Annotated in this window: 21 protein-coding genes; 6 read left to right on the top strand and 15 right to left on the bottom strand. The window is 62.5% G+C overall.

The annotated features are described in order from the left end of the window. Window positions 1-2: 2 nt before the first annotated feature. Genes SMD31_RS17555 through SMD31_RS17540 form a run of 4 tightly spaced genes read right to left on the bottom strand, consistent with a single transcriptional unit; the run spans window position 3 to window position 4,541 of the window. On the bottom strand, window positions 3-602 hold the full coding sequence (locus SMD31_RS17555; protein WP_320502225.1) for a BMC domain-containing protein: 600 nt from the start codon (window positions 600-602) through the stop codon (window positions 3-5). A 15-nt stretch (window positions 603-617) separates the two neighbouring features. Next, window positions 618-2,213 carry an aldehyde dehydrogenase family protein gene (locus SMD31_RS17550; protein WP_320502224.1) on the bottom strand — a complete coding sequence of 532 codons (1,596 nt, stop codon included), beginning with the start codon at window positions 2,211-2,213 and terminating at the stop codon, window positions 618-620. Window positions 2,214-2,228: 15 nt separating this feature from the next. Further along, window positions 2,229-3,518, bottom strand: a complete 1,290-nt coding sequence (locus SMD31_RS17545; protein WP_320502223.1) for a class-III pyridoxal-phosphate-dependent aminotransferase — start codon at window positions 3,516-3,518, stop codon at window positions 2,229-2,231. A gap of 24 nt (window positions 3,519-3,542) precedes the next feature. After that, window positions 3,543-4,541, bottom strand: coding sequence for a phosphotransferase enzyme family protein (locus SMD31_RS17540; RefSeq protein WP_320502222.1), 999 nt, complete (start codon window positions 4,539-4,541; stop codon window positions 3,543-3,545). A 253-nt stretch (window positions 4,542-4,794) separates the two neighbouring features. Here SMD31_RS17540 and qhpR (SMD31_RS17535) point away from each other — a divergent pair, with 253 nt between their 5' ends. Beyond that, window positions 4,795-5,850 carry an AraC-like transcriptional regulator QhpR gene (gene qhpR / locus SMD31_RS17535; protein ID WP_320502221.1) on the top strand — a complete coding sequence of 352 codons (1,056 nt, stop codon included), beginning with the start codon at window positions 4,795-4,797 and terminating at the stop codon, window positions 5,848-5,850. Between the two features lie 105 nt (window positions 5,851-5,955). On the opposite strand, the gene fabG is transcribed toward qhpR (SMD31_RS17535), so the two are convergent. The 9 genes from fabG to SMD31_RS17490 all read right to left on the bottom strand — a co-directional run bounded on the left by fabG (window position 5,956) and on the right by SMD31_RS17490 (window position 15,172). Then, a complete protein-coding gene (gene fabG, locus SMD31_RS17530) occupies window positions 5,956-6,738 on the bottom strand; it encodes a 3-oxoacyl-ACP reductase FabG (protein ID WP_320502220.1) in 783 nt (260 codons plus the stop codon). A 32-nt stretch (window positions 6,739-6,770) separates the two neighbouring features. After that, complete coding sequence (locus SMD31_RS17525) at window positions 6,771-7,589, bottom strand: ABC transporter permease (RefSeq protein WP_320502219.1); 819 nt, start codon at window positions 7,587-7,589, stop codon at window positions 6,771-6,773. A 3-nt stretch (window positions 7,590-7,592) separates the two neighbouring features. Further along, window positions 7,593-8,450: an ABC transporter permease gene (locus tag SMD31_RS17520; RefSeq protein ID WP_320502218.1), complete on the bottom strand. Its 858-nt coding sequence runs from the start codon at window positions 8,448-8,450 to the stop codon at window positions 7,593-7,595. 11 nt (window positions 8,451-8,461) lie between these two features. Next, a complete protein-coding gene (locus tag SMD31_RS17515) occupies window positions 8,462-9,529 on the bottom strand; it encodes an ABC transporter ATP-binding protein (RefSeq protein WP_320502217.1) in 1,068 nt (355 codons plus the stop codon). A gap of 106 nt (window positions 9,530-9,635) precedes the next feature. Then, window positions 9,636-10,799 (bottom strand): ABC transporter substrate-binding protein, encoded by a 1,164-nt coding sequence (locus SMD31_RS17510; RefSeq protein ID WP_320502216.1) that lies wholly within the window; start codon window positions 10,797-10,799, stop codon window positions 9,636-9,638. A gap of 240 nt (window positions 10,800-11,039) precedes the next feature. Beyond that, entirely contained in the window at window positions 11,040-11,768 is a 729-nt protein-coding gene (locus SMD31_RS17505) for a type 1 glutamine amidotransferase (RefSeq protein WP_320502215.1), read from the bottom strand. Next, window positions 11,765-12,460 carry a cysteine hydrolase family protein gene (locus SMD31_RS17500; RefSeq protein WP_320502214.1) on the bottom strand — a complete coding sequence of 232 codons (696 nt, stop codon included), beginning with the start codon at window positions 12,458-12,460 and terminating at the stop codon, window positions 11,765-11,767. The genes SMD31_RS17505 and SMD31_RS17500 overlap by 4 nt, the downstream gene beginning before the upstream one ends. Window positions 12,461-12,464: 4 nt before the next feature. Then, window positions 12,465-12,890 carry a diol dehydratase small subunit gene (locus SMD31_RS17495; protein ID WP_320502213.1) on the bottom strand — a complete coding sequence of 142 codons (426 nt, stop codon included), beginning with the start codon at window positions 12,888-12,890 and terminating at the stop codon, window positions 12,465-12,467. Further along, window positions 12,890-15,172: a propanediol/glycerol family dehydratase large subunit gene (locus SMD31_RS17490; RefSeq protein WP_320502212.1), complete on the bottom strand. Its 2,283-nt coding sequence runs from the start codon at window positions 15,170-15,172 to the stop codon at window positions 12,890-12,892. The genes SMD31_RS17495 and SMD31_RS17490 overlap by 1 nt, the downstream gene beginning before the upstream one ends. A 205-nt stretch (window positions 15,173-15,377) precedes the next feature. Between SMD31_RS17490 and qhpR (SMD31_RS17485) the strand changes: the two genes are divergently transcribed. Together qhpR (SMD31_RS17485) and SMD31_RS17480 are read left to right on the top strand one after the other, a co-directional pair. Continuing rightward, on the top strand, window positions 15,378-16,427 hold the full coding sequence (gene qhpR / locus SMD31_RS17485; RefSeq protein WP_320502211.1) for an AraC-like transcriptional regulator QhpR: 1,050 nt from the start codon (window positions 15,378-15,380) through the stop codon (window positions 16,425-16,427). 105 nt (window positions 16,428-16,532) lie between these two features. Further along, a complete protein-coding gene (locus tag SMD31_RS17480) occupies window positions 16,533-18,161 on the top strand; it encodes a 5-guanidino-2-oxopentanoate decarboxylase (RefSeq protein WP_320502210.1) in 1,629 nt (542 codons plus the stop codon). Window positions 18,162-18,246: 85 nt separating this feature from the next. Here SMD31_RS17480 and SMD31_RS17475 read toward each other — a convergent pair whose 3' ends face one another. Then, complete coding sequence (locus SMD31_RS17475) at window positions 18,247-19,428, bottom strand: cytochrome P450 (RefSeq protein WP_320502209.1); 1,182 nt, start codon at window positions 19,426-19,428, stop codon at window positions 18,247-18,249. Window positions 19,429-19,503: 75 nt separating this feature from the next. Next, the gene (locus tag SMD31_RS17470) at window positions 19,504-20,946 is read right to left on the bottom strand and encodes an APC family permease (protein ID WP_320502208.1); all 1,443 of its coding nucleotides are present in this window, start codon (window positions 20,944-20,946) and stop codon (window positions 19,504-19,506) included. A 425-nt stretch (window positions 20,947-21,371) separates the two neighbouring features. Here SMD31_RS17470 and SMD31_RS17465 point away from each other — a divergent pair, with 425 nt between their 5' ends. From SMD31_RS17465 to SMD31_RS17455, 3 genes are all read left to right on the top strand, one after another. Continuing rightward, window positions 21,372-21,866 carry a MarR family winged helix-turn-helix transcriptional regulator gene (locus SMD31_RS17465; RefSeq protein WP_320502207.1) on the top strand — a complete coding sequence of 165 codons (495 nt, stop codon included), beginning with the start codon at window positions 21,372-21,374 and terminating at the stop codon, window positions 21,864-21,866. A 90-nt stretch (window positions 21,867-21,956) separates the two neighbouring features. Then, window positions 21,957-23,414 carry an aldehyde dehydrogenase gene (locus SMD31_RS17460; protein WP_320502206.1) on the top strand — a complete coding sequence of 486 codons (1,458 nt, stop codon included), beginning with the start codon at window positions 21,957-21,959 and terminating at the stop codon, window positions 23,412-23,414. Beyond that, window positions 23,414-24,310, top strand: coding sequence for a DODA-type extradiol aromatic ring-opening family dioxygenase (locus tag SMD31_RS17455; protein WP_320502205.1), 897 nt, complete (start codon window positions 23,414-23,416; stop codon window positions 24,308-24,310). The genes SMD31_RS17460 and SMD31_RS17455 overlap by 1 nt, the downstream gene beginning before the upstream one ends. Window positions 24,311-24,316: the final 6 nt, after the last annotated feature.

Raw genomic sequence — 24,316 nt, 5'->3', positions numbered from 1 at the left:
ACTCATCCTTCCAGCGCGGCCAGGGCCGCTTCGGCGCCCATGCGCACATTGGATTCCTCGCCGGAGAGGTAGACGCGGCCGGTGGCACCGAACATGCGATAATCGATTACCTTGATGTCGGCGGTCTTCTCCGCCTCGTTGGTCGCCAGGATGGCGTAGGACGCGGGCTGCATTTCCAGCACGAAGAGCGATTCGCCGGGCAGGATCATGGACCCGGATTTGTTGCGGTTGATCAGGAAGGCATGGCCGTTATCAATCCGGGTCACGATCTTGGAGGCGAGGATCTGCGGCTTCATCGCCTGCTCCCGCCTGGCATCAAGCTCGTCCAGCACGGCATCGGCTGCTGATTTCACCGCGGCGGTCGAGCGCGAGTGAAATTCGAGATAGCCGAATTGCCGCTCGACCACGAGCATGCCGCCGCTGACCTCGGCATGTTTCAAGGCGATGTCGGTCAGAGCTTCAATATCGAGGCCGGGGGCCACTTCGATGATCTGGGCCGCCATCTGCGTGCGCGGCAGGCGGCCACGCATGCCGCTCGCCATATAGCAGAGCGTCTGCGGCTGCAGCTGGTCGATGAAGATGAAGGAACGTAAATCGGCCATGGGTTCAGTTCTTCCTCATGACCGCAACGCGCCACGGAGCTCTTCGAGCACCATGCGGCGGATTTCTTCACGCATGATGTCGATCTCGCTGGTCGTGCCGGCGCTGCTGGACGGCAAGGGCAGGGGATCCTGCGCCGCGTCGGCGCCTTCCTGCAGGCGACCGAGGGAGATTGGCGATTCCAGCCCCAAGGCCAGGGCTGGGCCGCTGGCATTGGCATCGAGGCCGCTGAAATCGCCAAAGGCTTCCTTCGCGTCGTCGTTATAGGCGATGCGCGTCCAGTTCACGAGGTGCTGCGGGCCGACATTCTCGCCGATGGAGGAGGAGCCGAAGAAACCGGTGCCGATGGTGAAGGCAGGCGCCAGATGCGTGCCGTAACCGGCGGCACCCAGGCTGCAGGGCGCGTTCACGGCCACGCGCAGCGCCTTCACAGCGGCACCGTATTTCAGGATCGTCGCGGAATTCTTGCTGTGGATCGCCGCCGAATGACCAGCGCCAGAAAGACGGATGAGCGCGCGGGCCTGGGTGACGCCGGCATCGGCATGCGGGACACGCAAGAAGCCCAGCACGGGGCAGAGCTTTTCCTTGGAGAGTGGCTCGTCGATCCCGACCCGGTCGATCTCAACGAGAATGATCTGGGTATTTGACGGCACGCGGATATTGGCCATGCCGGCGATCTCGGCGGCCGATTTGCCCAGAACCGCGATGTTGAACGTTCCCATGCCGAACAGAAGCTCGCGCAAGGCCGAGACTTCTTCCGGTTTTGCCACATAGGCGCCGGCTGATTTCAATGCCTGCAGCAGCCGGTCGGCGATGCTCTCGACCGCGAGCACAACGCTTTCATTGGTGCAGAGGATCGAATTGTCGAAGCTCTTGGAAGTGACAATGCGCTTGGCGGCCTCATTAAGGTCGGCGCTGTCGTCGACCAAAGCGGGCGCGTTACCAGGCCCCACGCCAACCGCAGGGTTGCCGGAGCTATAGGCCGCGCGCACCATCGGCGTACCGCCGGTCGCGAGAATGACGCCGACGCGCGGGCTTTTCATCACATAGTCGATCAGCGGCAGGTTCGGCTGTTCGATGATCTGGATGATACCGGTCGGTGCACCAGCTTTCTCCGCTGCTTCCGCCATCAGTTTGGCGGCGCGGATAGAGCAGTTCTTCGCCATCGGATGCGGCGAGATGATGATGGCGTTGCGGGTGAAAAGCGCCATCAACACCTTGTAATAGACGCTGCAGACTGGGTTTGTGGAGGGGGTGAGGGCAAAGACGATGCCGGCCGGGCGCGGCAGCTCTACCATCTTCAGCTCGGCCTTGATGCGGGCGGAGCAGTAGTCGTCCTTGGAATAGAGGTCGAACAGGCCGCGCGAAGTCAGCTCGTTCTTGATCTTCTTATGCGCAGCGACGCCGAAGCCGGTTTCCTGGACGGCCGCCTCGGCCAGTTCGCCGGCATGGGCATAGGCGACATCAGCCGCCGCCCGCGCGATCTTCTCGACGCGCGCCCGGTCGAAACGGGTAAAAGCCGCCGCGGCCCATTCCGCCATCTGCAGCATCATATCGGCGGTGCCGGTGGCGCGTTTCTCGCCGGCAAGGATTTCTTCGACGATGGCCGTCATCTTACGTCAACTCCTTCACGCCGCACGCGTGCTGCGCTTGCCGGAACCCATGCATTCGGCATAAGCCAAGCCCACCGCCCGCTCGACGCGCTCCAGCACCTCGGCGCAGAGATCGGCCGTCATCAGCACGCCTGGCTTGAACTGCAGCACCCGGGGGTCGAGGGTCGAGAAGATCGCCCAGACGCCGTTCTCGTAGAGATGCTTCATCACCGGCTTGGCGCCTTCGGGGAAATCGAATTCCAGGCCCATCACCAGCCCGCATTGGCGGATGCCGACGAAGAAGCTGGGATAAAGCCGCATGATCTCGTGAAGGCCGTTGCGGAAAGTCTCGGCGATGTAATTCACCATCGGCTTCATCATCGGCCGCTCGAGGATCTCCAGCGTCTTCATGGCGACCAGGCAGCCGAGTTCGGCGCCACCCATGGTCGACATATGGGCAAAGCCGTCCTGTTTCAGCCAGCCGGCATAGGGTTCGCGCACGACCACGCAGGCGATCGGGTACATGCCGCCGGAGATGCCCTTGCCGGTCACCATGATGTCCGGCTGGATGCCATAGCGCTGGTAGCCCCACATCTCGCCGCAGCGCATCAGACCGGTCTGCACCTCGTCGGCAACATAGAGGGCACCATAGCGCTCGCACAGCTTCTTCACCTCGGCGAGATAGCCGGGAAGGGGCATGGGGAAGCCGTAAGTGGCCGGAATCGTCTCCATGATCAGGCAGGCGACGTCCTTGCCCTTCAAGGCATCTTCCATCGCATTGAGATCATTGAACGGCACATGGACGAAATCGTCGGGCTGGTCCGACAGAAAGATCTTCTTGAAGCGATCGGCACCGGCGGCGACAGCAAGGCCAGTGTGGCCATGATAGGCATTGACGATGGAGACGATCTTGCGCCGCTGCGTCGCATGGCGCGCGGTCTTCAAGGCGATGTCGATCGCCTCGGCGCCACCCGAGGCATACATGGTGTAGTGCATGTCGCCGCCGCAGATGCGCGCCAGGCGTTCAGCCAACGCCGTGCGGCCCATATTCGGGAAATGGTGATTGCCCATATCGAAGCGCTGCATGCCGCGGTTCAGCACTTCAATGAGTTCGGGATGGCGATGGCCGATATTGTAGGTGCCGCCGTTGAGATGCAGGTCGATGAGGCGACGCCCGTCCATGTCCCACAGCAGATAACCTTCGCGCCGGTCGATGACGAGATCGACGCCCATATCCTGCCAGGCCTGGGTCTTGCCGGGATTCCAGAACTGCTTGGATTTCGCGATGAACTCGCGCTTTTCCGGGCTTTGCGTGTGGTCGACCATGTTCAACTCCTGACCCGATCGGGTTCAGCTGTATTGGCTCAAATAGCGTTCGGCGAGGTCGCAGGTACCTGTGCTGTAGCCAGGGCCTTCCGTGCGGGCGAGGTCGGTTTCGGCGTGGCTGCCCATCCAGGCGAACAGCGTCATGCGCCGCAGCAGGATGAAGGTCCACATCTCGTGGTCGTCTTCCTTCGGAAGCTCCCGCTGGCGGCGATAGCCTTCCTTCCAGGCTTCCATCAGTTCCGGCACATCGGCGCGGTCTTCAAAGAAACTCACCGCCGTGGCGCCGTCATAGAGGAACCAGCCCAGGCCGCAATCGTCGAAGTCGATGACGCGCACATCGCCGTTGTGGACCAGCAGATTGGCGAGGCGGAAATCGGCGTGGATGAGGCCGTAGCGGTTGCGCGCGTGGCCGAAGGCCTTCAGGCGCCTTTCCATCAGGTCGACCGCGCGCTGCAGTAGCTTGGCCCGCTCCGGCGTGCAATCCGGTCCCGCCTGCCAGGCGCCCCAATTGGCGGTCTTGCCAAGCGAATGCTCGAAATCCCAGGACAGGCGTTCGAAATAAGGCGGCCGCGTCCAAGTTTCGCTGTGATTGTGGCAGCGTGCGGTTACTTCCCCCAATTGGCGGAAAGGCGGGATGAGGTTGTCCTGTGGCGGCTCGATGCCGTCGATGAATTCGAAAAGGACGCAGTTGCGCGGTGAGCTCAAGGCCGGATGCGTCACGGTCTGGATGTCGGCACCGTCCTTGCCCGGAATGGCCTGCGGTGTCTTCACCTGCGCTTCGGCCTGCAAGGCACGCATCCAGGCCAATTCGCTGCGGATGCCGTCGGTGCTGTGATAGCCGTCGCGGTGCACGCGCAGGATGACGGGCCGCGCGGCCCCTTTCGGCAGCACGCGATAGGTCCAGTTTTCGGAATGGTTGATGAGCTGCAAATCGGCGCCGTCCAGCCCCCAAAGCGGCAGGGCCGCGGCCGCCAATTCGTCGATCGCGCGCAACATTTGTTCCGTCGTGAGCATACCGCTCATGCTTCGTCCTAGCTCCCAGGGCGTGGATAGGCGCTCTTATTCCCCCTTCGTTAACCTGAAGGGGGCCGTGCCGTTGAAAGCGGCCGACGCTTTTCCATCCATGTTCAGGCTAGAACGGGCCGGTCACGGTCGCTTGACCCGTGATGGCGTGATCTTGACAGCTGATCAGCTTTGCCCGCTTGAAGCGAGCTCCGGCCCCGTGCCATCATCGCGCCTTATCTGCAGTCTGGTTCGTGAACTTTGGCTGGGGACGATGATGACGACCGCCACGACCACCCACAGAAATGACGCGCCTGTCGTGCTGGCGGCGGCGGCGACGGGCGTGGTGGATTTCATCTCGGCCCGTGGCGGCGATGTCGATTCCATTTTCGGCAATTCGGGTATCGCCCCAGATATGGCGGGTGCCCCGACCTTGAAGCTGAAGCTTGCCGCCTATTGCCGCCTGTTCGAGCAGGCGGCGCGCCAAATCGCCGGCGACAAGACCAGCCCGGGGAATTTCGGCCTCCATTTCGGCCAGCAGTTCCAGCCGCGCGATCTCGGCATGTGGGGCTATGCAGCGATCTCCTCACCAAATCTGGGATCGGCTCTCGATAATCTGGTGCGGCTGTTTCATTTCCACCAGGAATCCTCGGCGATGCAGCTGGTGAAGGGTGCCGATGGACTGATGCGTCTCGAATACCAGATCTATTCCTCGGAAATCGTCGAGCGGCGCCAGGATGCGGAACTGTCGCTCGGCATGTTCACCAATGTGATCCGTGATTGCTGCGGGTCGAAATGGGCGCCGGTCGAGGTGCATTTCGAGCATCCGCGGCCCGAATTCTGGAAAGAACACGAAGCGGCCTTCGATGCGCCGGTCTATTTCAGCCAGCCGACCAATGCCCTGCTGTTCCGCCCCGAACTGCTGCAGCGCTCGATGCCTGGGCGTGACCTGCAACTCCTCACCATGATGCAGACATGCCTCGAATCCTTAGGCTCGCACCGCCCCGGCGATGACGGGCTGGTGGACCGCGTGAAGACGGCGATCCGCGTCAGCCTGCCCGGCGGCTATCCCAGCCTCGATCAGATTGCCATGTCCTTGCGCGTGCCGGCGGCGGCGATTCAACGCGAATTATCAGTCGCGGGCCTGACCTATAAGGACGCGGTCGAAACCACGCGGCAATCCTTGGCACGCATGTATCTCGACCAGCGGCAATTGCCGCTGACCGAGATCGCGTTGCTGCTGGGCTATTCCGAGCTATCGGCCTTTACCCGCGCCTTCACCCGCTGGACCAGCGTGAGCCCCCGCGCCTATCGCAAGCTCGCGCACTGAATTTCCCGAACATGCCGTCATCCCCGGGCGAGGACCCGGGGATCCACTGATGCCTTGGATAGACTGGATGCCCGGGTCAAGCCCGGGCATGACGGTAGAGATGCATCACATCTGCGACAGCGCGTCCTGGCTTTCGGGCAGGATCTGGCCGCCATCGACGATGATGGTCTGCCCGGTGATATAGCCTGCCTCGCGCGAGGCGAAGAAGAGGGCGGCATGGCCGATGTCCTCGACCTCGCCCAGCTTGCCGAGCGGCACGGCCGCCGCCATGCCCTTCATATAGCCATCGCCGAGCTCGATGAGGCCCTCGGTCTTGATATTGCCGGGCAGCACCGCATTGACCGTGATGCCGTATTTCGCCAGTTCCATGCAGGCGGTGCGCATGAAGCCCAATTGGCCGGCCTTGGTGGCGCCGTAATGGGTCCAGCCGGGGAAGCCGGTGACCGGCCCGGTGATGGAGGAGGTGATGACAATGCGGCCCTCGCCGGATTTCTTCAAATATGGGATGCAGGCCTTGACCGACAGGAAGGTGCCTTTGAGGTTCGTTGCCATCACCTCGTCCCAGGTCTCGGGCGACATATCTTCCATCTTCACCTGCGGGAAGACGCCGGCATTGGCGCAGAGCACATCGACGGTGCCGTAACGCTCGACCGCGGTCTTTGCCATCTTTTCCATGTCGCCGAGCTTGGTGACATCCGCCGAAAAGCCGCTTGCAGTCCCGCCCGCCTGCTCGAATTCCTTGGCCGTCGCTTCGGCCTGTTTAAGATCGCGCCCGACCACCAGGACTTTCGCGCCATGCTGCGCGAAGACCCGCGCGATGCCTTTGCCGATGCCCTTGCTGGCGCCGGTGACGATGACGGATTTCCCCTTGATCGATTGCCCCAACATGGCGCGTTGCCTCCGCTATTTTCCTTGGATGATCAGTTTTCCGACGGTGCGCTGGCGCGGCGCCGGCGCAAGACGAGGATCAGGGCGTAGCCGATGAGGAGCAGGGCGGCTGCTCCCACCGTCGACACCGTGCCGAGGACCGGCACGCCCGGCGTGTAGCCGGCGACCATCTTGGCATAAAGATATTCCGGGATCGTCGTGTCGGCGCCGGTCGTATAGAGCGACAGCGGGAAATTGCCCCAGCTAAGCAGGAAGGCGAAGAGGGCGCCGGAGAAAATGCCAGGGAAGAGAACGGGCAAGGTCACTTCCTTGAACACCTGCCAGCGTGTGGCGCCAAGATCGAAGGCGGCCTCTTCCAAGGCCGGGTCGAAGGAATAGACCTGGATCGAAATGACCAATGTGCAGACCGGAATGATCCAAACGAGATGCGCAAAGACCGCCGTCTGCCAGGACATGGTGAGCCCCAGCGCGTTGAACCACAGCAGCAAGGCAAGGCCCAGAACCGATTGCGGGAAGAAGATCGGCAGCAGCACGATCTTTTGATAGATCGAGCGCCCCTTCCAGTCATAGCGCGCAAAGGCGAGCGCGCCGAAGAGGGCGATGGTCACGGCGATGACTGTGACACAGAGCGCAATGGTGATCGACGTCTTGAAAAGCTGGTGGATTTCCAGCGAGGAGAATGTCTTCTGCCACCAATCGAGGCCCCATTTGGTGATGGGGAAGATGAAATAGCGGCTGGACGTCAGCGAGGCCAGGAGCAGGCACAGGCCCGGCAGATACATGAAGACGACGATGGCGGCCGTCCAGGCCCAGATGAGCGAGGTGCGCCAGCGCGGTGTCAAGCCGTCCATCGCTTACCTCCGCCCCAGAATGGCGTCGAGGTCGAAGCGACGCAGGACGAAGAGGACGAGCGTCCCCACCACCAGCATCAGCAGCACGGCCAACGCCGCCCCCAGCGGCCAGTTCTGGGCATAGGTGAAGGCGATCTCGATATCATGGCTGATCGGGATGATCTGCTGACCGCCCAATACCTTCGCCTCGGCAATGGCCCCCACGGCCAGCACGAAGGAGAGCAGGAAGCCGATCATGATTCCTGGCATGGAGAGCGGCAATTCGACTTCCTTGAACACCTGCCAGCGCGTGGCGCCGAGATCGAAAGCTGCATCGCGTGTCTGGTCCGGCACCATGGAGACGCCGAGCGTCATTGGGAACAGCATGAAGGGGAGATAAACATAGACCATGCCGAAAACGATGATGCCGCTGGTGAAGAGCCAGCTGTCGGGTTCGATGCCGAACCAGGCCTTGAGCGTGCCGAGCAAGACACCGTTCTTGATGAAGAACAACACCCAGCCATAGAGGCGGACGTTTTCGGAAACGAAGAGCGGAATGGTGAAGAGCAGTGTCACCAGCGTCGAATACTTGCCAAAGATGCGTGCCAGGCCGTAGGCGATCGGATAGCAGATGACGGCGAGGATCAGCACCGTGACGGCGGCAAGGCCCAGCGACCACAGGAAGGAGAGGTAGCTGGTCGAATTGAAGATCTCGATATAATTGTCGAGACTCCAGCTTTGCCACAATTCGAAGGTGCGGGCCGGAATGAAGCTGAAGCCGATGACGGCCAGCAGCGGCGCCGCAAAACCAACCAGCAGGAAGAGGATGAGCGGTACCGCATGCCTGGTCCCGGGAGCGAAGATTTTGGCAAGAGTGGTCATGGCGCTGCCAATCAATCCGTCACCAGGATGCTGTCCTTGGCATCCCAGCCGATGAGGACCTGATCGTCGAGGCTACCGCCGAAGGCCTGCTGGCGCAATTTCTCGACGATGAAGACATGTTCGCCGACGCGCACCTGGTATTGGATGCGCGAACCCAGCACATATTCATTGTAGACGCGACCTTCCAAGCAATTCTGCGCCTCGCTGCGGCTGCTGAGGAAACGGAGAGATTCGGGACGCACCACCAGATGCCCCTCCTTGAATCCTGCCGGCACCGGCTGTGTCACGAGATCGACGCCGAATTCTGCGGCATGAACGGTGTTGGCGCCCGTCGCCTGCACCCCGATGACGTTCACGTCGCCGATGAATTCGGACACGAACTTGGTTTCCGGCGCCGAATAGATCTGCTGCGGCGAACCGACCTGCACCAGCTGGCCGCTGCGCATGACGCCGATGCGGTCGCTCATCACCATCGCCTCTTCCAGGCTGTGGGTGATGTAGATGAAAGTCTTGCCGGTCTCGCGGTGGATGTCTTTGAGTTCCTTCTCGAGCGTTTTCCGGAGCTTGTAATCGATCGCCGACAAGGGCTCGTCGAAGAAGAGAATGTCGGGGTCATAGGCCAGGGCGCGGGCCAGGGCCACGCGCTGCCGCTCGCCGCCGGAGCATTTGGTCACACTCTTGTCGTAGTAGTTCTCAGGGAGACGCAGCTGCGCCATCAGCTGCAGGGCGCGTGCCTTCCGCTTCTCTGGCTCCACGCCCTTGATCTTCTGCGAGAACTCGATGTTTTGGCCGACGGTGCGATGCGGGAACAGGGCCAGCGACTGGAACACCATGCAGGTTGGCCGCTTGTTGGCGGGCAGATCGTTGATGCGGCTCCCGCGCAGCAGGATGTCGCCGCTGGTGGCCCCTTCCATCCCCGTCAGCATGCGCAGCAGGGTCGTCTTGCCGCTGCCGGACGGGCCGACGATGGTGAAGAATTCGCCTTCCGAGATATCGAGGCTGATGCCTTTGACGGCGGTGAAGTTGCCGAACGTCTTGGTGAGGTCACGCAATTGGAGAATGGGCGATCGGCCGTTCATGGTCCCTTGGTATCCGGATCGTATGGCAATGGATGGTCTATAAGACAGGATCGCCCGGCGCGCATGAATGCCGGGCGATCCTTGTCCTGATGTGGACGCGCCTGGATCAGCCGCCGGAAGCTTCGCGCTTCGCGGCGGTCATGATGTCGAGGAGCTTGTCGTAATCCGGCACGATGTCATATTCAACCGACCGCGCCATCTCTTCCTCGAGGCTGTCATACTGGATCGCATCCAGCTCTTCCTTGGTGAAGAGGCTGAAGCATTCCGGATTGCCCATCTGGGCCACCGGGTTGAAGGTGCCCTCGGCGAAGGCCACCGTGTGGGCAACCTTGGGATCCTGCACATATTCGAGGAACTGCACGGCGAGCGGCGAGACATCCGGATTGTTGACCACCGAGGTGATTTCGATCCAGGAAATGCCGCCCTTGCCGCCGGCCATCGGGCCCTTGTTCGGGGTGATGGCGCGGATATTGGCGTTGCCATCGGCGCGCGCCGGCGAGGCGGAATAGGTGCCGCCGGTCATGTGGAAGTCGATCTCGCCCGAAACCAGTGCCTGGTTCATGGTGGCGATGTCGCCCACCACCTTGGCGCCCTTGAAGACGCGCTTGGCGGTTTCGGTGAATTTCGCGATCTCTTCCGGCGTGTGCTCGCGGAAGGGATCGAAACCGGCGATGCAGCAGATGTTGAAGACGTTCCAATCGTCGGATTCCAGGACGCCGTATTTCTTGTCATTCTTGGCGTCGTTCCAGAGATCCCAACCCTGATCCTCGGCCGTGGCGCGGCTGACCTTGTCGGTGTTGACGACGAAGCTATAGGGGCCGTAACGCTGCGCCATGCCGATCAGCTGCTCGCCGCTGTCATCCATCGCCCATTTGTAGGGCGGCTTGAAGTCCGGCGCCATCTTCGCGAAATAGGGCTCCATCTTGGCGCGGTCGAGCGGCTGGATGAGCTTTTCCGGGAACATGATCTTGCGCGCCCAGGGATTGTTGACGTTGATCAGATCCCAGACATTGGTTTCACCAGCGCGCAGGCGGTTGATCATGGTGGGGTCGTTGGTGAGCGATTCCGCCTTTACCGTGGCGCCGCTCGACTCACGGAACGGATCCAGGACCTGGGCCGAGTTGTAGCCTTCCCAGCACAGAATATTGAGTTCCTTGGAGCGATCGGCAAAAGCCTGGCGCAGGCCCAGCGTACCGGTCGTGGCGAAAGCCGCGGCCATCAGGGCCGAATTCTGCATGAAATTGCGACGTGATTGCTTAAAGCTGCTCATCTGTCCCTCTCCGTTGGTCCGGATGCTTTTGCCCGGTACCGCTTCCCTGTTGACCAAGCTGCATCGCTCTAGCCGAGCGGATGCACGACGCACCTTCGTTGCTTGCTTGCCGCAAGTCGTTCTGAAAATCGGTCACGTTAAGGACGATAGGGTGCCCCCACCACCCGGTCTTGACATTTAGGCTGTTAATCTTGACAGGCCCGGTGCCCACTAAAGTGGCAGTCCAGCTTGTGTTGTCGCCTATGTTAACGCCAACCAATTCCGCGTGAGCGTATTGCAGGTGCTCACATAGTCCGGAAAATGTAGCGCGAACTGTTGGTCGAGATCGGTCAGCAGTCTTGGCTCATCGCGCGCAAAGTCGGTCCCGAAGACGCGCAGCCAGTCGCGGATGATGTCGATCGTCACCTCGATGTGGAATTGCACGCCATAGGTCTTGGCCCCGATGCGGAACGCCTGAATGGGGCAGGCACCGCCGGTCACCAGCGGCACCGCGCCCGGCGTGTTGCGGGTGGCCTCGTAATGGTTCTCGAATGTCGTGATCGACGGCGTCACGTCGCGAAACAGCGGATCAGCCTGGCCCTCGGGTGTCAGATCGAGTTGGTAGAAACCGGATTCGAGCTTTCCCATGCGATAGATCTCGCCGCCAAAGGCATGGGCGATGATCTGGGCACCCAGGCAAACACCCAGCACCGGGCGGTCCGCCGCGTGAAAGGCGCGGATCAGGGCCATGGTCTCGGTCAGGAACGGAAAGGCATGTTCGTCCTTGGCGCTCATCGGGCCGCCCATGACGATGAGTCCGGCATAATCGCCGGGGCTGCTGGGCAAGCCGGGATATTGCATCGGCGCATGGCTGGCGAACTTCGCCACCGGGAAGACGGCGTCGTAGTGGACGCCCTGCGCGATCAGCGCCTGGCCGAGAATGCCCGGCGGGGCCACCAGCTCCGGCACGATGATGAGGATGCGCTTCATGACAGCTTCAGCATGGCTTTGAGTTCATCGGCCCGCATCACATGGCAATAGATCATGTTGATGATGGCCAGTTCCTGTTCGTGCAGCGCATCGGTGCCGGCGGCGCAGCAATCTTCCACGACGACGACCTGGAAGCTTTCGTCGGCCAGGCTGCGCACGGTCGATGCGACGCATTGATCGGTGAAGATACCGGCGCAGATGACATTCTTGATGCCGAGATTATGGAGGATGAGGCGCAGATTGGTGCCGGTGAGCGCACTGTCCGTCGTCTTGGTGACCGTGATTTCGTCACCTTTGGCGGCGAGCTGTGGCACGATCTGCGAGGCGTGCTCGTCCTTGGGCAGCAGCAGATTGTTCCAGCCCGGCATTTTCTGGCTCAAGGACCGATCGCGGCCATCCTTGGTTTGGCAGGCGATGCGGGCGAAGAGGCATTCGATGCCGTTCCGCCGCGCCCAGGCGAGGAGATCGGCCGTGCGCGGAATGACGATCTTGTTCATCCGGTCATGAAAGGGTGTCCAGGCGTCATAAGCGGCTTGGCCTGCGGCATCGAGTGTTGTGCGGTCGGGCCGCGCCAGATAGGTATTCTGCACGTCGATCACCAGCAGCGCCGTCTCGGAGGGCGCGAAGGCAAGGTCGTCGGGTTCCGGCGCCCCTTGGTAATAGAAGGAACGGTTACGTGTCTTCCAACTCATCGATTTAGAACCTGAAGGTGAATAGGCCGCGCTTTTCATAAACCTCCGCCGCTTCTTCGACGAAGGAAGCCATCTTTGTGGCAGCATAGGTCTCGCGCAAGATCTTTGCTGCCTCTAGGAGATCGGCCTTGCTCTTGGCCCGGCCGGGACGCAGCAGTTCGTAGACCTTGAGCAGGTAATCCTGCGGCACGGCGATCAGTTCGGCGGCGCGTTCGAAATTGCGACCCAATGTCGGCCGCCCGGCAAGCGTTGCGACACGCGCCTGGTCCTGCAACGCCTGGGGCGTGATGCGCAGATCCTCCAGCGTCACCTCGCCAGCCATCACGGCATCCAGTGTCAGGTCGGCGAGGGCCTTGCCGCGCGCGGTTTTGACTAGGCCCGGGCGGTTTTCGGCCAGCGGGTAGTCGGCGACGGTATCGATGCGGGCCATTACGCGGTCTCCAGGAAATCGATCTTGATGTCCTCGGGCTTGGCCCCGTCTTGGGTAAGCGAGGTCTCGATGGCATAGATGAGGGCCACTTGCGCGTGGAAGCGGGCACCCATGGCCTCGCCATTATTGGTCACGACGACGGGTTCCGGCATTTCACCGGCGGCATAGGTGGCGGCATTTTCCCCCAGGCGCCGATAGTGATCGAGGCTGGTGATCGGCGCATTGGAGAAGAGTTCCAGATTGTGGTGCGGCAGGCGGTCGGCCTGGTGAATGACGGCCGTGCCCTTGGCCTGGATGCCGATCCCGATGCCGGAACCGGCGAGGCGCGCGGCACTCAATCCCAGGAAGGAGGTATCAGCCGTGTGCCGCATACGGACAATGCGGGGAATGCCGCCCTTCTCGGCAATGCCCTCGCTCAGTGCCTTGAGGACCGCAGAAAGGGGATGGCCAGCCAAGGTGCGGAACAGCTTCAGGCCGAAAGCGGGGCTGACGCCAATGACGATCTCGTTCTTCGGGCCGGTCGATTTGGCCTCGCCCAGCGCATGATAGCGAATGCGCCTTGTTTCCGGCCCGGCATAGGTCGCCTCGGTGCGCAGCACTTCCTCGCGCGTCAGCACGTCGCGAATGGCGGCGAGTTCGGCACGGCGCTGTTCGTTGAGGCGGTAGCCGGAACCCGGCCCGACATAATCATTGGGGTCATTGACGGCGCTGATGACATGGCCTTGCCGCACCACCGCGGCTGTCTGCAAATAGTCGCCGGAGACGCGCAGGCGCACGACGTTGAGAAGGTTCTGCGCCTCGTCCTTGAAGCCGCGCTTGGCCAGGGCCTTGATCACGTCGAGCACATTGATGCCGCGCGCCTTGATCGCCTCGCTGATGAGGGCCACGTCGCGGGGCAGATAGCTGTCGGTGTCGTTGGAGCCGGAGGCGATGACGACGCTGCGTTTCATGGCGTCGGTCGGCTGCCCGAGACCCAGTTCTTCGAGCACCGCACCCAAAGCATCCGTTGCCCGGCGGCGCAGTTCCAGGGCGCGGCTCTCATTCACTGAGGTCAGGCCGCCATCGGCTTCGAAATCACGCTGCAGGACCAGGAAATCCTCCATCTCCTCGCCATTGAAGGATGAGGGGTTGAAGGAATTGTCGTAAGCGAGGATCGAGCCCATGCCGGAACAGATGAAATCCGACCCGGCGATGAGGTAGGGCAGGATCTTGGCACCAACGCGGATCTCGGATTCCGAATGCCGCGCGTCGTTGCCAGTGGCGCATTCGAGATCGAGCCAGGCGGCGATCAGGTTCTCCGCCAGCAATTCACGCACGCCGCCCGGCATGGTGGAGGCCAGCGGTGCCCCATCGATGCCGCCATTCTGCGTTCCCTGGACACCCATCGCCCGCTGCAGGCACAGGCACCGCGCCTCGAGATAAAGCAGCGATTTCGATTCATGAAAGCCCATCAGCAATTCCGACGCAGCGCCCGATGTGCAGCGCATCTTGATGCCACGGCTGGCATAGGCGGCGGCCAGGAACGCCTTCGACCAGGGCGTGTCGTCGCCATCGGTGAAGGCTTTCTCGGTTCCATAGACCGAGACCGTCTCGGCATAGGAGGTGAAGCCCGCCATGCCGATCTGCAGTTCCTCGGCCTCTTCGCTGGAACATTGAAAAAGGGTCCCCCAGCGGCCGACCGCGGCACCGACCGCGCAGGCCAAGGCATTGGACCAGGCATTGCGGGCAACGCGCATGGTCGTTTCGACCTCGTCGAAGCCGAACGCCACGGCGGTCGCCGCATCGGCCGCAAGCTGCAGCGGATCGTCCTTGGCATTGGTGACATGGCCCTGATTGCCAGGTGTCTTCCTCGTGCGCATCTTGGAAAAGGCGAAGGCCAGTTCCATCGATGAGAGTTGCGCCACAACTTCGGCGAGTTTGGCGGGTGTCAGGCCATGGGCGAGGCGGGTGAGGTCCGTGCGCGGCACGCTGATATCCACCAGCATGCGGGCGATCTGCTGGGACGGCACCGCCATGGCGGTTTCTGCGAGATCGAGATCCAGATGGTGCCGCGCGATATAGGTGTCGATCATATCGAATTCGGCGGCGGGAACCCCGTCCATCACCGCGACCTTGCCTTGCGCGACCGCAAGGCCCGGTTTGGGGTCCTTGGCGCCGTTGAAGGCGGCAAAGCCATTGGCCGGGTCCTCGACGGCGAAGCGATCCAACCGCAAGGGCCGTTCGTCCCAGTCGCTGAAACGGCGCCAGCGATTGGCGCCTGGCTGCGATGGCTCGTTCATCATCGTCTCCCGATCGGCTCCCCAGATGAAATCCTGGGCAGAACTTGGCGAATTTGCCTGCAGATTAATCAGGTCACGCCGGCAGGGCTTGACCGAAAGAGGGATGTGTTTGACAGCGACGGCTTGTTGCCTTGCAGCATGGTCGGCGGCATGCCATCATTCCTGACCCATTCCGATGATCTTCCAAGGCCATGGCGGACGGTGTCGCATGATCCATCCAAGCGGTCGACCCATTTCCCAAAATGACACGGCGCCGGTCGTCCTGTCGGCGGCGGCGTCCGGCCTCGTCGATTTCATTGATGCGCAGGGCGGTGACGTCGATTCAATCTTCGGGAATTGCGGCTTGGCGCCTGAGATGACCGTCGCTCCCGCCTTGCAACTGCGCCTCGCCGCCTATTGCGCGCTGTTCGAGGAAGCGGCGCGCCAGACTCGCCACGACAATTTCGGCCTCTGGTTCGGCCAGCAGTTCAGCCCGCGCGATCTTGGCATGTGGGGTTATGCCTCGCTGTCGTCGCCCACCTTGGGCAGCGCATTGGAGAATCTGGTCGGACTCTTCCGCTATCAGCAAAGCTCCTCGATCATGGCGTTGAAGCGGGACGAGGCCGGCCGCATGCGGCTTGAATATCAGATCCTGTCGCCCTCCATCATTGCGCGCCGCCAGGATGCGGAATTGTCGCTGGGCCAGTTCACCAACATCATCCGCGAATGCTGCGGGCGGCATTGGGCGCCGGACGAGATCCAGTTCGAGCATCCGCGGCCGGCCGATTGGCGCCAGCACGAGATGGCGTTCGGGGCACCGGTCTTTTTCGGCTGTGCCACCAACGCCATCGTCTTTGACGCAGCCCTGCTCAAGCGGCCGATGCCGGGGCGCGATCCAAAGCTCTTGGCCATGATGCAATCCTGCCTCCAGTCGCTGGGTTCGCGCGAACGGCCGGAAAGCCTGGTGGACCGCGTCCGCGGTGCGGTTCGCCTGCGCTTGGCCGACGGGGCGCCTACCTTGGAGCAGGTCGCGCATGCCTTGCGGTTGTCCCCCAACGCCGTCCAGCGTGCCTTGAACGATGCCGGTCTGGGGTTCCGGGAGGCCGTTGAAGCGACGCGGTTCGATCTTTCCCGGCATTATCTGCAGCAGAGCCAATTGCCGCTGAGCGAGATTGCGCTGCTCCTTGGTTATTCCGAGCTTTCCGCCTTTACCCGCGCCTTCACGCGCTGGGCCGGTGTCAGCCCGCGCAACTATCGTCAGACAATATCGCGCCACTGATCCAATCGCTATTGGGCCTTACCAGCCGTCCTTCCGCTCGCTATGTTGCGCGGAGTTTGGCGGTCGTTCTTCGGCCTTAATTGTTTGACGATTGGAACAGATTTCATGGCGACTTGCGGCGAGCTCCTCGTGCATCTCCTCGCGGCCTATGGTGTCGACATGGTGTTCGGCATCCCCGGCGTGCACACGGTCGAGCTCTATCGCGGGCTGCCGCAGACCAGGATCCGGCATATCACGCCGCGGCATGAACAGGGTGCCGGCTTCATGGCCGACGGCTATGCGCGGGTCAGCGGCAAGCCCGGTGTCTGCTTCATCGTCACCGGCCCGGGCATGACCAATATCCTCACCGCCATGGGCCAGGCCTATGCCGATTCCGTGCCCATGCTGGTGATCTCCGCCGTCAACCGGACGGAACAGCTCGGCATGGGCGATGGCCGCCTCCATGAACTGCCATCGCAGCGTAATGTCGTGGCGGGCGTCGCGGCCTTCAGCCACACGCTTCTGACGCCGGATCAACTGCCACAGGTGCTGGCGCGCGCCTTCGCACTCTTCGCCGGCGCCCGGCCGCGCCCGGTCCATATCGAGATCCCGATCGACGTCATCGCCATGGAAGCCGATCCGAAGATTGTTGAAAAGCGCGTGTTGCCCAAGCGCCCGGCACCGCAACCGGCCGATATCGATCTGGCGGCCGCGTGGCTGCGCAATGCCAAGGCGCCCCTGGTGATCCTCGGCGGTGGTGCGGCCGACGCAGCGCCGGCGATCCGGCGCCTAGTGGCGCATCTCGATGCACCGGTGGTCAACACAGTCAATGCCAAGGGCATCCTGCCGCCGGGCCACCCGTTGCGGATCGGCGAGAACATGGCTTTCCCGACCGTCCACCGGGCCATCGCCGAGGCCGACGTCGTGCTGGCCATCGGTACCGAATTCGGCGAGACGGAGATGTATCCGGACCCGCAGCCCCTGAAGTTCCGCGACAAGCTGATCCGCATCGATATCGATCCCGAGCAATTGGTGCGTGGTGTCAGCGCCCATCTACCAATCCTCGCCGATGCGGGCCAGACGGTCGCGGCCCTCAATGCGGCGCTGGGCGTGCCGGAGAAGAAGGCTGCCTCGACAGAGAGTGCCGGTGCCAAGCGTGCGGCCGGCGTGCGCGCGGCGACGCCCACGCATTGGTGGCCCGCGATCAGCCTGCACCAGCGCATCGCCAAAGTGGTGCTCGACGCCTTGCCAGACGCCATCATTGCCGGCGATTCAACCGAGCCGGTCTATGCGCTCAATCAATGCTATGAGGCGCCGGCGCCGCGCTCCTATTTCAATTCCAGCACCGGCTACGGCACGCTGGGCTATGGCCTGCCGGCCGGCATCGGCGCGAAACTGGCGAAGCCCGATCGCCCGGTCGTCGTGCTGATCGGCGACGGCGGCCTGCAATTCACCATCGCGGAACTGGCCTCGGCGGTCGAAGCCGAGATCCCGCTCGCCATCCTGCTGTGGAACAATGACGGCTATGGCGAAATCAAAACATACATGGTCGACCGGCAGATCCACCCGATCGGCGTCGACATCTTCACGCCCGATTTCATGACCATCGGCAAGGGCTTCGGCTGCGAGACAGTGCGACCCGACAGCGTCGCCGATTTGACCGCCGCCCTGCAGCAGGCGGCCCAGGGCAAGCGCCCCACCATCATCGAGATGCGCGCCGATGCGCCTTATATCGAGGCGCTGCGCAAATCTTGATTGCGGGTCATCCCCGGGCTCGACCCGGGGATTCACTGATCACCTGGATTGACTGGCTGCCCGGGTCAAGTCGGGGCATGACGACCTAATTCAGCGTCACCCGCAGCGATGTCGGCGCACGGAATTCCCAGCCGCGGAAGACCGGCATCTGTTCCGGCACCAGATCGATGCGCGTCGTCTGCTCCAGCAAGACGCGGAGTGCCGTGATCACCTGGTCGCGGGCGAACCAGCGGCCGGAGCAGAAATGCTGGCCGAAGCCGAACGCGGCATGCGGCCCTTGGCGACGATGGATGTTGAAGCTGTCGGGATCGCTGAAACGAGTCTCGTCACGGCTGGCGGAAGAGACGAGCGCGCCGACCATGGCGCCGGCTGGGATGGTCACGCCGCCAAGTTCGGTAGCCCTTGTGGTCTGGCGGGTCTGCGTGCCGATGGGTGCCACCCAACGCAGCCCTTCGTCGACGGCCAAAGGCAGCAATCCACCGATGTCTTCCCGCAGGTCGCGCATCTGTTCGGGATGGGTGAGCAGGCCGACCAGCACGGACCCAGCGCCATGCCCAGGCTCTTGCATGCCACCCAGCAGTGTCACCTTGACTGTCGGCAGCAGGAAGTCGCGCGGGCGCGTTTTGCCCGCCGGCATGCCGTCATGGAGCATGTGGGAAAGGGCCGAATCATCCGGGTCACGCTCCAGCCGGGCGAAGATCGCTTCGGCCTTCTCGCTGATCTCGGCACTGACTGCATCGCCGATGGCCTGGCGGGCGGGGTCGTTCTCAAAATTGATGGCGCCCTGGGCAAGGCCATAGAACCAGCGCCGCAGGGTGGCCATGTCGATGTCGTGAAAGCCGAAGGAACGGGCGAGGGACAGCGTCGATATCGGCTCGAAATATTCCGCCATCAGATCGCCGCCGCCGCGCTTCAACAGCGGGCTGAGATATTCTCCTGCGATCGGCCTTACCAGCCCGTCGATATAGGCGGCGACGGGCTTGGGCTTGTATTTGGGGTCGATGCCGGCCCGGAGTTCCTTATGCACCGGCCCATCGGTGGTGAGGATCGTCGGCTTGCCGAAAGTGCGCTCGACCGGCGAGGCGGACACTTTCGCTGTGAACAGCGCCGGCGTCTTGGCAACGAATTCAACATCGGCCCAGCGCGTCACCATCCACAGATTGACGGCCGGCACGAAGCAGACCGGCGCCTCGCGCCGGAGATGGGCATAGAAGGGATAGGGGTCGGCTTCCAGTTCCTCGACGCTGATCCGGTCGGCCAGGGACATGGGGCGCTCCGATCAAGATCCGGAAAAGAAAAGGGGCGGAGGGGCTGTTTGCCGCTCCGCCCTGTCGAGGGGTCGCTATTGGCCGGCGCCGAGTTTGGCGTACCGGGATGCGTTGGATTGCTTCATCTGGAAAGCGACCAGCGCGCCGACCACGCCGGCGATCGGCACCAGGATCGGCAGGCCGATCGCCAGGGCCGGCGAAGCGCCGGTCAGCACGTCGAAATGCGTCACCACCTGATAGGCGATGATGGCGAGCAGCACGCCGGCCACCAGCGGGGCGATCAGGGTTTTCAGCGCATTGGGGGCCAATTGGCTGTTGCGCCGGAAGAACACCACCACCGCGAAGGAGACGATGGCCATCAAGGCGATGACGCTCAAGGTTGCGAGGTTGGTGAGCCAGGCAAACAGGCCCAGCACCGGATCCTGCGCCGTGACGATGAAGATGGCGAGGACGACCACACCCAGCACCGTCTGCAGCACGGAGCCGATATGCGGGCTCTTATGCTCGTCATGGGTCCGCCCCAGGCCCGCCGGCAACAGGCCTTCGCGCCCGAGCACGTAGAAGTAACGGGCAGCCGCATTGTGGAAGGCGAGGAGGGCCGCAAACACACTGGAAATCAGCAGCAGGCTGATGATGGTGGTAAGCCAACTGCCGACATATTGATCGGAGAGAACGAAGATGAAGGTGGTGGGATCGGCCAAGCCGCCCAGGGTTTCCATCAGCTTCGAGGCACCGGTGCCGATCACCATGCACCAGGTCGAGAAGGCGTAGAAGATGCCGATGACGAGGACCGAGAGATAGGTCGCCCGCGGCACGGTCTTTTCCGGATCGCGCGCTTCCTCGGCATAGATCGTGGTGGCTTCGAAGCCCATGAAGGCCGCAAAGCAGAGCAGCATGCCGATGATGGGCTCGCCGGTCGAGAAAGCGGTCGGGGTGAAGCTCACCGTGCTGACACCTTCCGGCCCGCCATTGCCGAGAATGGCAAGGTCGAGCACGACGACGATGATGTATTCGGCGCAGACCAGAACGGCGAGGACCTTGGCGGAGAGATCGATCTTCAGATAACCGAAGATGCCAACCAGCACCCAGGACGCGAGCGACCAGACCCACCAGGGAAGGTCGATCGACCCGCCGCTCAAGGCGGCAACGGTGCCGGCCGCCACGGCCCCGATAAGGCCGTAGAGGCCGATCTGCATGGCGTTATAGGCAAGGACCGCGATATAGGCCGCAGCACCCCCCATGACACCGCCGAGACCACGCGTGGTGAAGGCGTAAAAGGACCCGGCATTGGAAATATGCCGCGCCATGGTGGTGTAGCCCACCGAGAAGACGAGCAGGATTGCCATCACCAGCAGCACGGCCAAGGGCACGCCGACGCCGTTGCCGAGCAGCATGGCGATCGGATAGCCGCCCGCGACGGCCGTCAGCGGTGCCGCGGCCGAGACGACGAAGAACGTGACTGCCGCGACGCCGAGGGCGTCCCGCTGCAGTTTATTGGTGGTATTGGATTCGGTCATGCTTCCCCTCCTGATGACGCCGGCCGACCGAGATCTCTCAGCCAACCCAGACTCCCTTGCGACTTTCGGGTCGTTGCCCGTGGGCCGAACTCAACCGTTTCCGCACAACTTGTGTCATGCGCGACGGCTTTTATTTTTCATTCGATGTCGAACGATAACGCGAATGAAAATCCGTGGCAAGGGAGCAAGAGGCAAAATCGCCGCGCGTCGATTGGGCGCTTAAAGTGCGCACCCAGACGGTGCTATAACGTGGCGCCGACGCATTCCAAACCTGACCGATTGATCGGAGTTGCTGCTTGACCAAAGACCGACGACTGCCAGCCCGTGCTGCTGCATCCGCGAAGGGAGCCGCCGATCCTCAATCAAAATCGCCTGTTGCCTCTGCTGCGCCGCGCAAAGCCCAGGCCAAGCGCCAGGCGAAGCCCTTGGCAGAAGTCTTGGGCGAGAAGCGGGTTGCGGGCCTCCGGGTCAATCTCGAATCGATGGCGCTGGTCTCCAACATCCACCGCGCCTCCGGCTTCATCCGCGATCATTTCGAACGGGCGATCCTGAAAGATGCCGATTTACATTGGTCAGCCTTCGTGACGCTGTGGTGCCTGTGGATCTATGGCGAGCTGGAAACGCGGCGACTCGCGGCCGAAGCGGGTGTCGCCAAAAGCACGCTCTCCTCGATCCTCAACATGCTGGAGGCGCGGAAACTAGTGCGCCGGCGCACCAACGAATTGGAGCGCCGCCTTGTCATCGTCAATCTGACGGCCAGCGGTGCCGAGGTGATCAGCGGTCTCTTTCCGAAATTCAATGCGGAGGAAACGCGCATCGTCGAACGTCTATCGCCGAAGCAGATCCAGGCTGCAACCGAAGCCATTCGCCTGATCCTTGCCACCATCATCGAGCTCGACGGGATCGCCGAAGAAGAATAAGCGACGATCGGTCGCGGCCCGCGCTTGACTCGGCGAGAACGCTTCGCATAATTATTCGACGTCGAACGATTTATGCAGGGAGCCACCGGAATGAGGTCGCTGGTCGAGGGTGTCGAAATCGATGGCCGCCACTGGATCGGCGGTGCTCGCGTCGGCAGCGCCGAGAGCTTCAAGAGCATATCACCGATCGACGAGCAGCCGATTGCCGACGTTTCGGCCGGTGGCGAGGCGGAAGTCGATGCGGCGGTGAACGCTGCCCATAAGGCGTTCCAGACCTGGCGCCGTACCAGCCCGGCCGAACGCGCGGCCTATCTTCATAAGATCGCCGATCTGGTCGAGGCCAGGGTCGAGCAGCTGGCGGTGGTCGAAACCCGCGACAACGGCTCGCTTCTGCGGTCGCATCGGCGCGGGGTCATGCCGCGCGTTGCCATGAATTTCCGCTTCTTTGCCGATTGGCTGCTGCAGCTAGACCATCCGGATTTCGATGTGCGCGGCCACCGCAACCATATCTCTTATGACCCGAGCGGTGTGGCCGGCATCATCACGCCCTGGAATGCCCCTTTGATGCTGGGCACCTGGCGCATCGCGCCGGCCTTGGCCGCGGGCTGCACCGTCGTCTACAAGCCGCCGGAATGGGCCCCGCTCACCGCCTCGCTGTTGGCGGACATCACGGCGGAGGCGGGCCTGCCGGCAGGTGTCTTCAACGTCGTGCAGGGCCTGGGGCGCAATGCCGGCGCCGCGCTGACGCGCCACCCGAAAATCCGGCGGCTGAGCTTTACCGGTTCGGTGCCGACGGCGCGAACGATCGCGGCCGCAGCTGCTCCCAATCTGGTGCCGCTCTCCTTCGAGCTTGGCGGCAAATCACCCTTCATCGTCTTTGCCGATTCCGATTTCGACCTCGCGGTCAGTACGGCGATCGGGCAATACGACAATGCGGGCCAGGTGTGTCTGGCCGGCAGCCGCATCCTGGTCGAAGAAAGCATCCGCGCGAAATTTCAGGAGGCGTTCCTGGAAAAGGCCAAGAACATCAAGCAAGGCGATCCGCGTGACGAGATATTCGATATCGGCCCGCAGATCAGCCGCCCGCATTTCGAGCGCGTCGCCGGCTTCGTCGAGCGCGCCAAGGCATCGGGCCTCAAGCCGCTCATTGGCGGTGGGCCAAACACGGATCTTGGCGGCCTCTATTTCCGCCCCACGCTCTTTGCCGACCCCGCGCATGATGCGGAGATCCTGCGCGAGGAAGTGTTCGGTCCGGTCCTCTGTCTGCAATCCTTCAAGGATGAGGCGCAGGCGATCGCCATGGCCAATGACACCGAATACGGCCTCGCCGCCGTCGTCATGACCGGCGATGAAAAACGCGCCGAGCGGGTGACGCGCGAGGTGAATGCCGGTCTGGTCTGGAACAACTGCTTCTTCGTGCGCGATCTCAGGCAGGCTTTCGGCGGCAACGGCAAATCGGGCATCGGTCGCGAGGGTGGGACGTGGTCGTTCGACTTCTATTGCGACGTCAAAAACGCGGTCTTTGCGCCGCATGGCTGGAGGAAGTGATGGGCGAAGTCGTCGGCTGCGGGCTTATTGCCCATGTGCCCACCATCATGCTGCCGGAAAAGATCCGGCACGAACTCAACGAGGGCAAGGATTTCAGCCTGGTCGAAGGCCTGCATCGCCTGAAGCGCGAGGTCCTGGCGAAGCTCGACTATGACGTGGTCGTCGTGCTGGATTCGCATTGGTTCACGACGGTCGAATTCGTGATCACCAGTGCGGCACGCCGCACCGGCAAATATACGTCGGATGAACTGCCACGCGGCATGAGCCAGGTGCCTTACGATCTGCCGGGCGATCCAGCCTTTGCCGAACTGGTGGCGAGCAAGGCCGCGAAGCACGGCACCTGGATCACGCCGATTGCCGATCCGTGCCTGCCGATCCAATATGCCACGGTCAATGTTGCCCATTACCTGCAGAAGGGTAACGAGGCCTGGCTCTCCATGAGCTGCGCCCAGACCGGCGAGACCGATGACTTCCTGCGCGTCGGCCGGGCGCTGGGCGAGGCGATCGCGGAGAGCGGCAAAAAGGTTTTGCTGCTCGCCTCCGGCGCCATGAGCCACAAATTCTGGCCGCTGCAGAAACTGCGTGCCCATGAGGCGGCTGGTGTTCAGCATATCTTCAGCCCGGAACATGCGGCGGCGGACCTTGCCCGCATCGATTGGTTCAAGGCCGGTGATCACGCACAGGTGCTCAAGACAATGCCGGAATTCCTGAAGTTCAAGCCGGAAGCCAATTTCGGCCATTATGTGATGATGGCGGCGGCAGTGGGCGAAACCGATTTTGCCGCCCCCGGGCGTCTCTTCAGCGACTATGAAAATTCGATCGGCACCGGCCAGGTGCATATCTGGTTCGACCGCCCGAGCGGTGGTTGGACGCGTAAGAACAAGGCCGCCGAGTAAGCGCGG

Source organism: Dongia rigui, assembly GCF_034044635.1.
GTDB classification, from domain to species: domain Bacteria; phylum Pseudomonadota; class Alphaproteobacteria; order Dongiales; family Dongiaceae; genus Dongia; species Dongia rigui.
The sequence above is the reverse complement of the archived record's forward strand: the minus strand, read 5'-3'. Positions and strand labels throughout refer to the sequence as shown.

Excerpts from the sequence above, each read along its gene's own strand:
- SMD31_RS17555 (WP_320502225.1), bottom strand. The coding sequence starts at position 602 with ATGGCCGATTTACGTTCCTTCATCTTCATCGACCAGCTGCAGCCGCAG.
- SMD31_RS17550 (WP_320502224.1), bottom strand. The coding sequence starts at position 2,213 with ATGACGGCCATCGTCGAAGAAATCCTTGCCGGCGAGAAACGCGCCACC.
- SMD31_RS17545 (WP_320502223.1), bottom strand. The coding sequence starts at position 3,518 with ATGGTCGACCACACGCAAAGCCCGGAAAAGCGCGAGTTCATCGCGAAA.
- SMD31_RS17540 (WP_320502222.1), bottom strand. The coding sequence starts at position 4,541 with ATGAGCGGTATGCTCACGACGGAACAAATGTTGCGCGCGATCGACGAA.
- qhpR (WP_320502221.1), top strand. The coding sequence starts at position 4,795 with ATGATGACGACCGCCACGACCACCCACAGAAATGACGCGCCTGTCGTG.
- fabG (WP_320502220.1), bottom strand. The coding sequence starts at position 6,738 with ATGTTGGGGCAATCGATCAAGGGGAAATCCGTCATCGTCACCGGCGCC.
- SMD31_RS17525 (WP_320502219.1), bottom strand. The coding sequence starts at position 7,589 with ATGGACGGCTTGACACCGCGCTGGCGCACCTCGCTCATCTGGGCCTGG.
- SMD31_RS17520 (WP_320502218.1), bottom strand. The coding sequence starts at position 8,450 with ATGACCACTCTTGCCAAAATCTTCGCTCCCGGGACCAGGCATGCGGTA.
- SMD31_RS17515 (WP_320502217.1), bottom strand. The coding sequence starts at position 9,529 with ATGAACGGCCGATCGCCCATTCTCCAATTGCGTGACCTCACCAAGACG.
- SMD31_RS17510 (WP_320502216.1), bottom strand. The coding sequence starts at position 10,799 with ATGAGCAGCTTTAAGCAATCACGTCGCAATTTCATGCAGAATTCGGCC.
- SMD31_RS17505 (WP_320502215.1), bottom strand. The coding sequence starts at position 11,768 with ATGAAGCGCATCCTCATCATCGTGCCGGAGCTGGTGGCCCCGCCGGGC.
- SMD31_RS17500 (WP_320502214.1), bottom strand. The coding sequence starts at position 12,460 with ATGAGTTGGAAGACACGTAACCGTTCCTTCTATTACCAAGGGGCGCCG.
- SMD31_RS17495 (WP_320502213.1), bottom strand. The coding sequence starts at position 12,890 with ATGGCCCGCATCGATACCGTCGCCGACTACCCGCTGGCCGAAAACCGC.
- SMD31_RS17490 (WP_320502212.1), bottom strand. The coding sequence starts at position 15,172 with ATGATGAACGAGCCATCGCAGCCAGGCGCCAATCGCTGGCGCCGTTTC.
- qhpR (WP_320502211.1), top strand. The coding sequence starts at position 15,378 with ATGATCCATCCAAGCGGTCGACCCATTTCCCAAAATGACACGGCGCCG.
- SMD31_RS17480 (WP_320502210.1), top strand. The coding sequence starts at position 16,533 with ATGGCGACTTGCGGCGAGCTCCTCGTGCATCTCCTCGCGGCCTATGGT.
- SMD31_RS17475 (WP_320502209.1), bottom strand. The coding sequence starts at position 19,428 with ATGTCCCTGGCCGACCGGATCAGCGTCGAGGAACTGGAAGCCGACCCC.
- SMD31_RS17470 (WP_320502208.1), bottom strand. The coding sequence starts at position 20,946 with ATGACCGAATCCAATACCACCAATAAACTGCAGCGGGACGCCCTCGGC.
- SMD31_RS17460 (WP_320502206.1), top strand. The coding sequence starts at position 21,957 with ATGAGGTCGCTGGTCGAGGGTGTCGAAATCGATGGCCGCCACTGGATC.
- SMD31_RS17455 (WP_320502205.1), top strand. The coding sequence starts at position 23,414 with ATGGGCGAAGTCGTCGGCTGCGGGCTTATTGCCCATGTGCCCACCATC.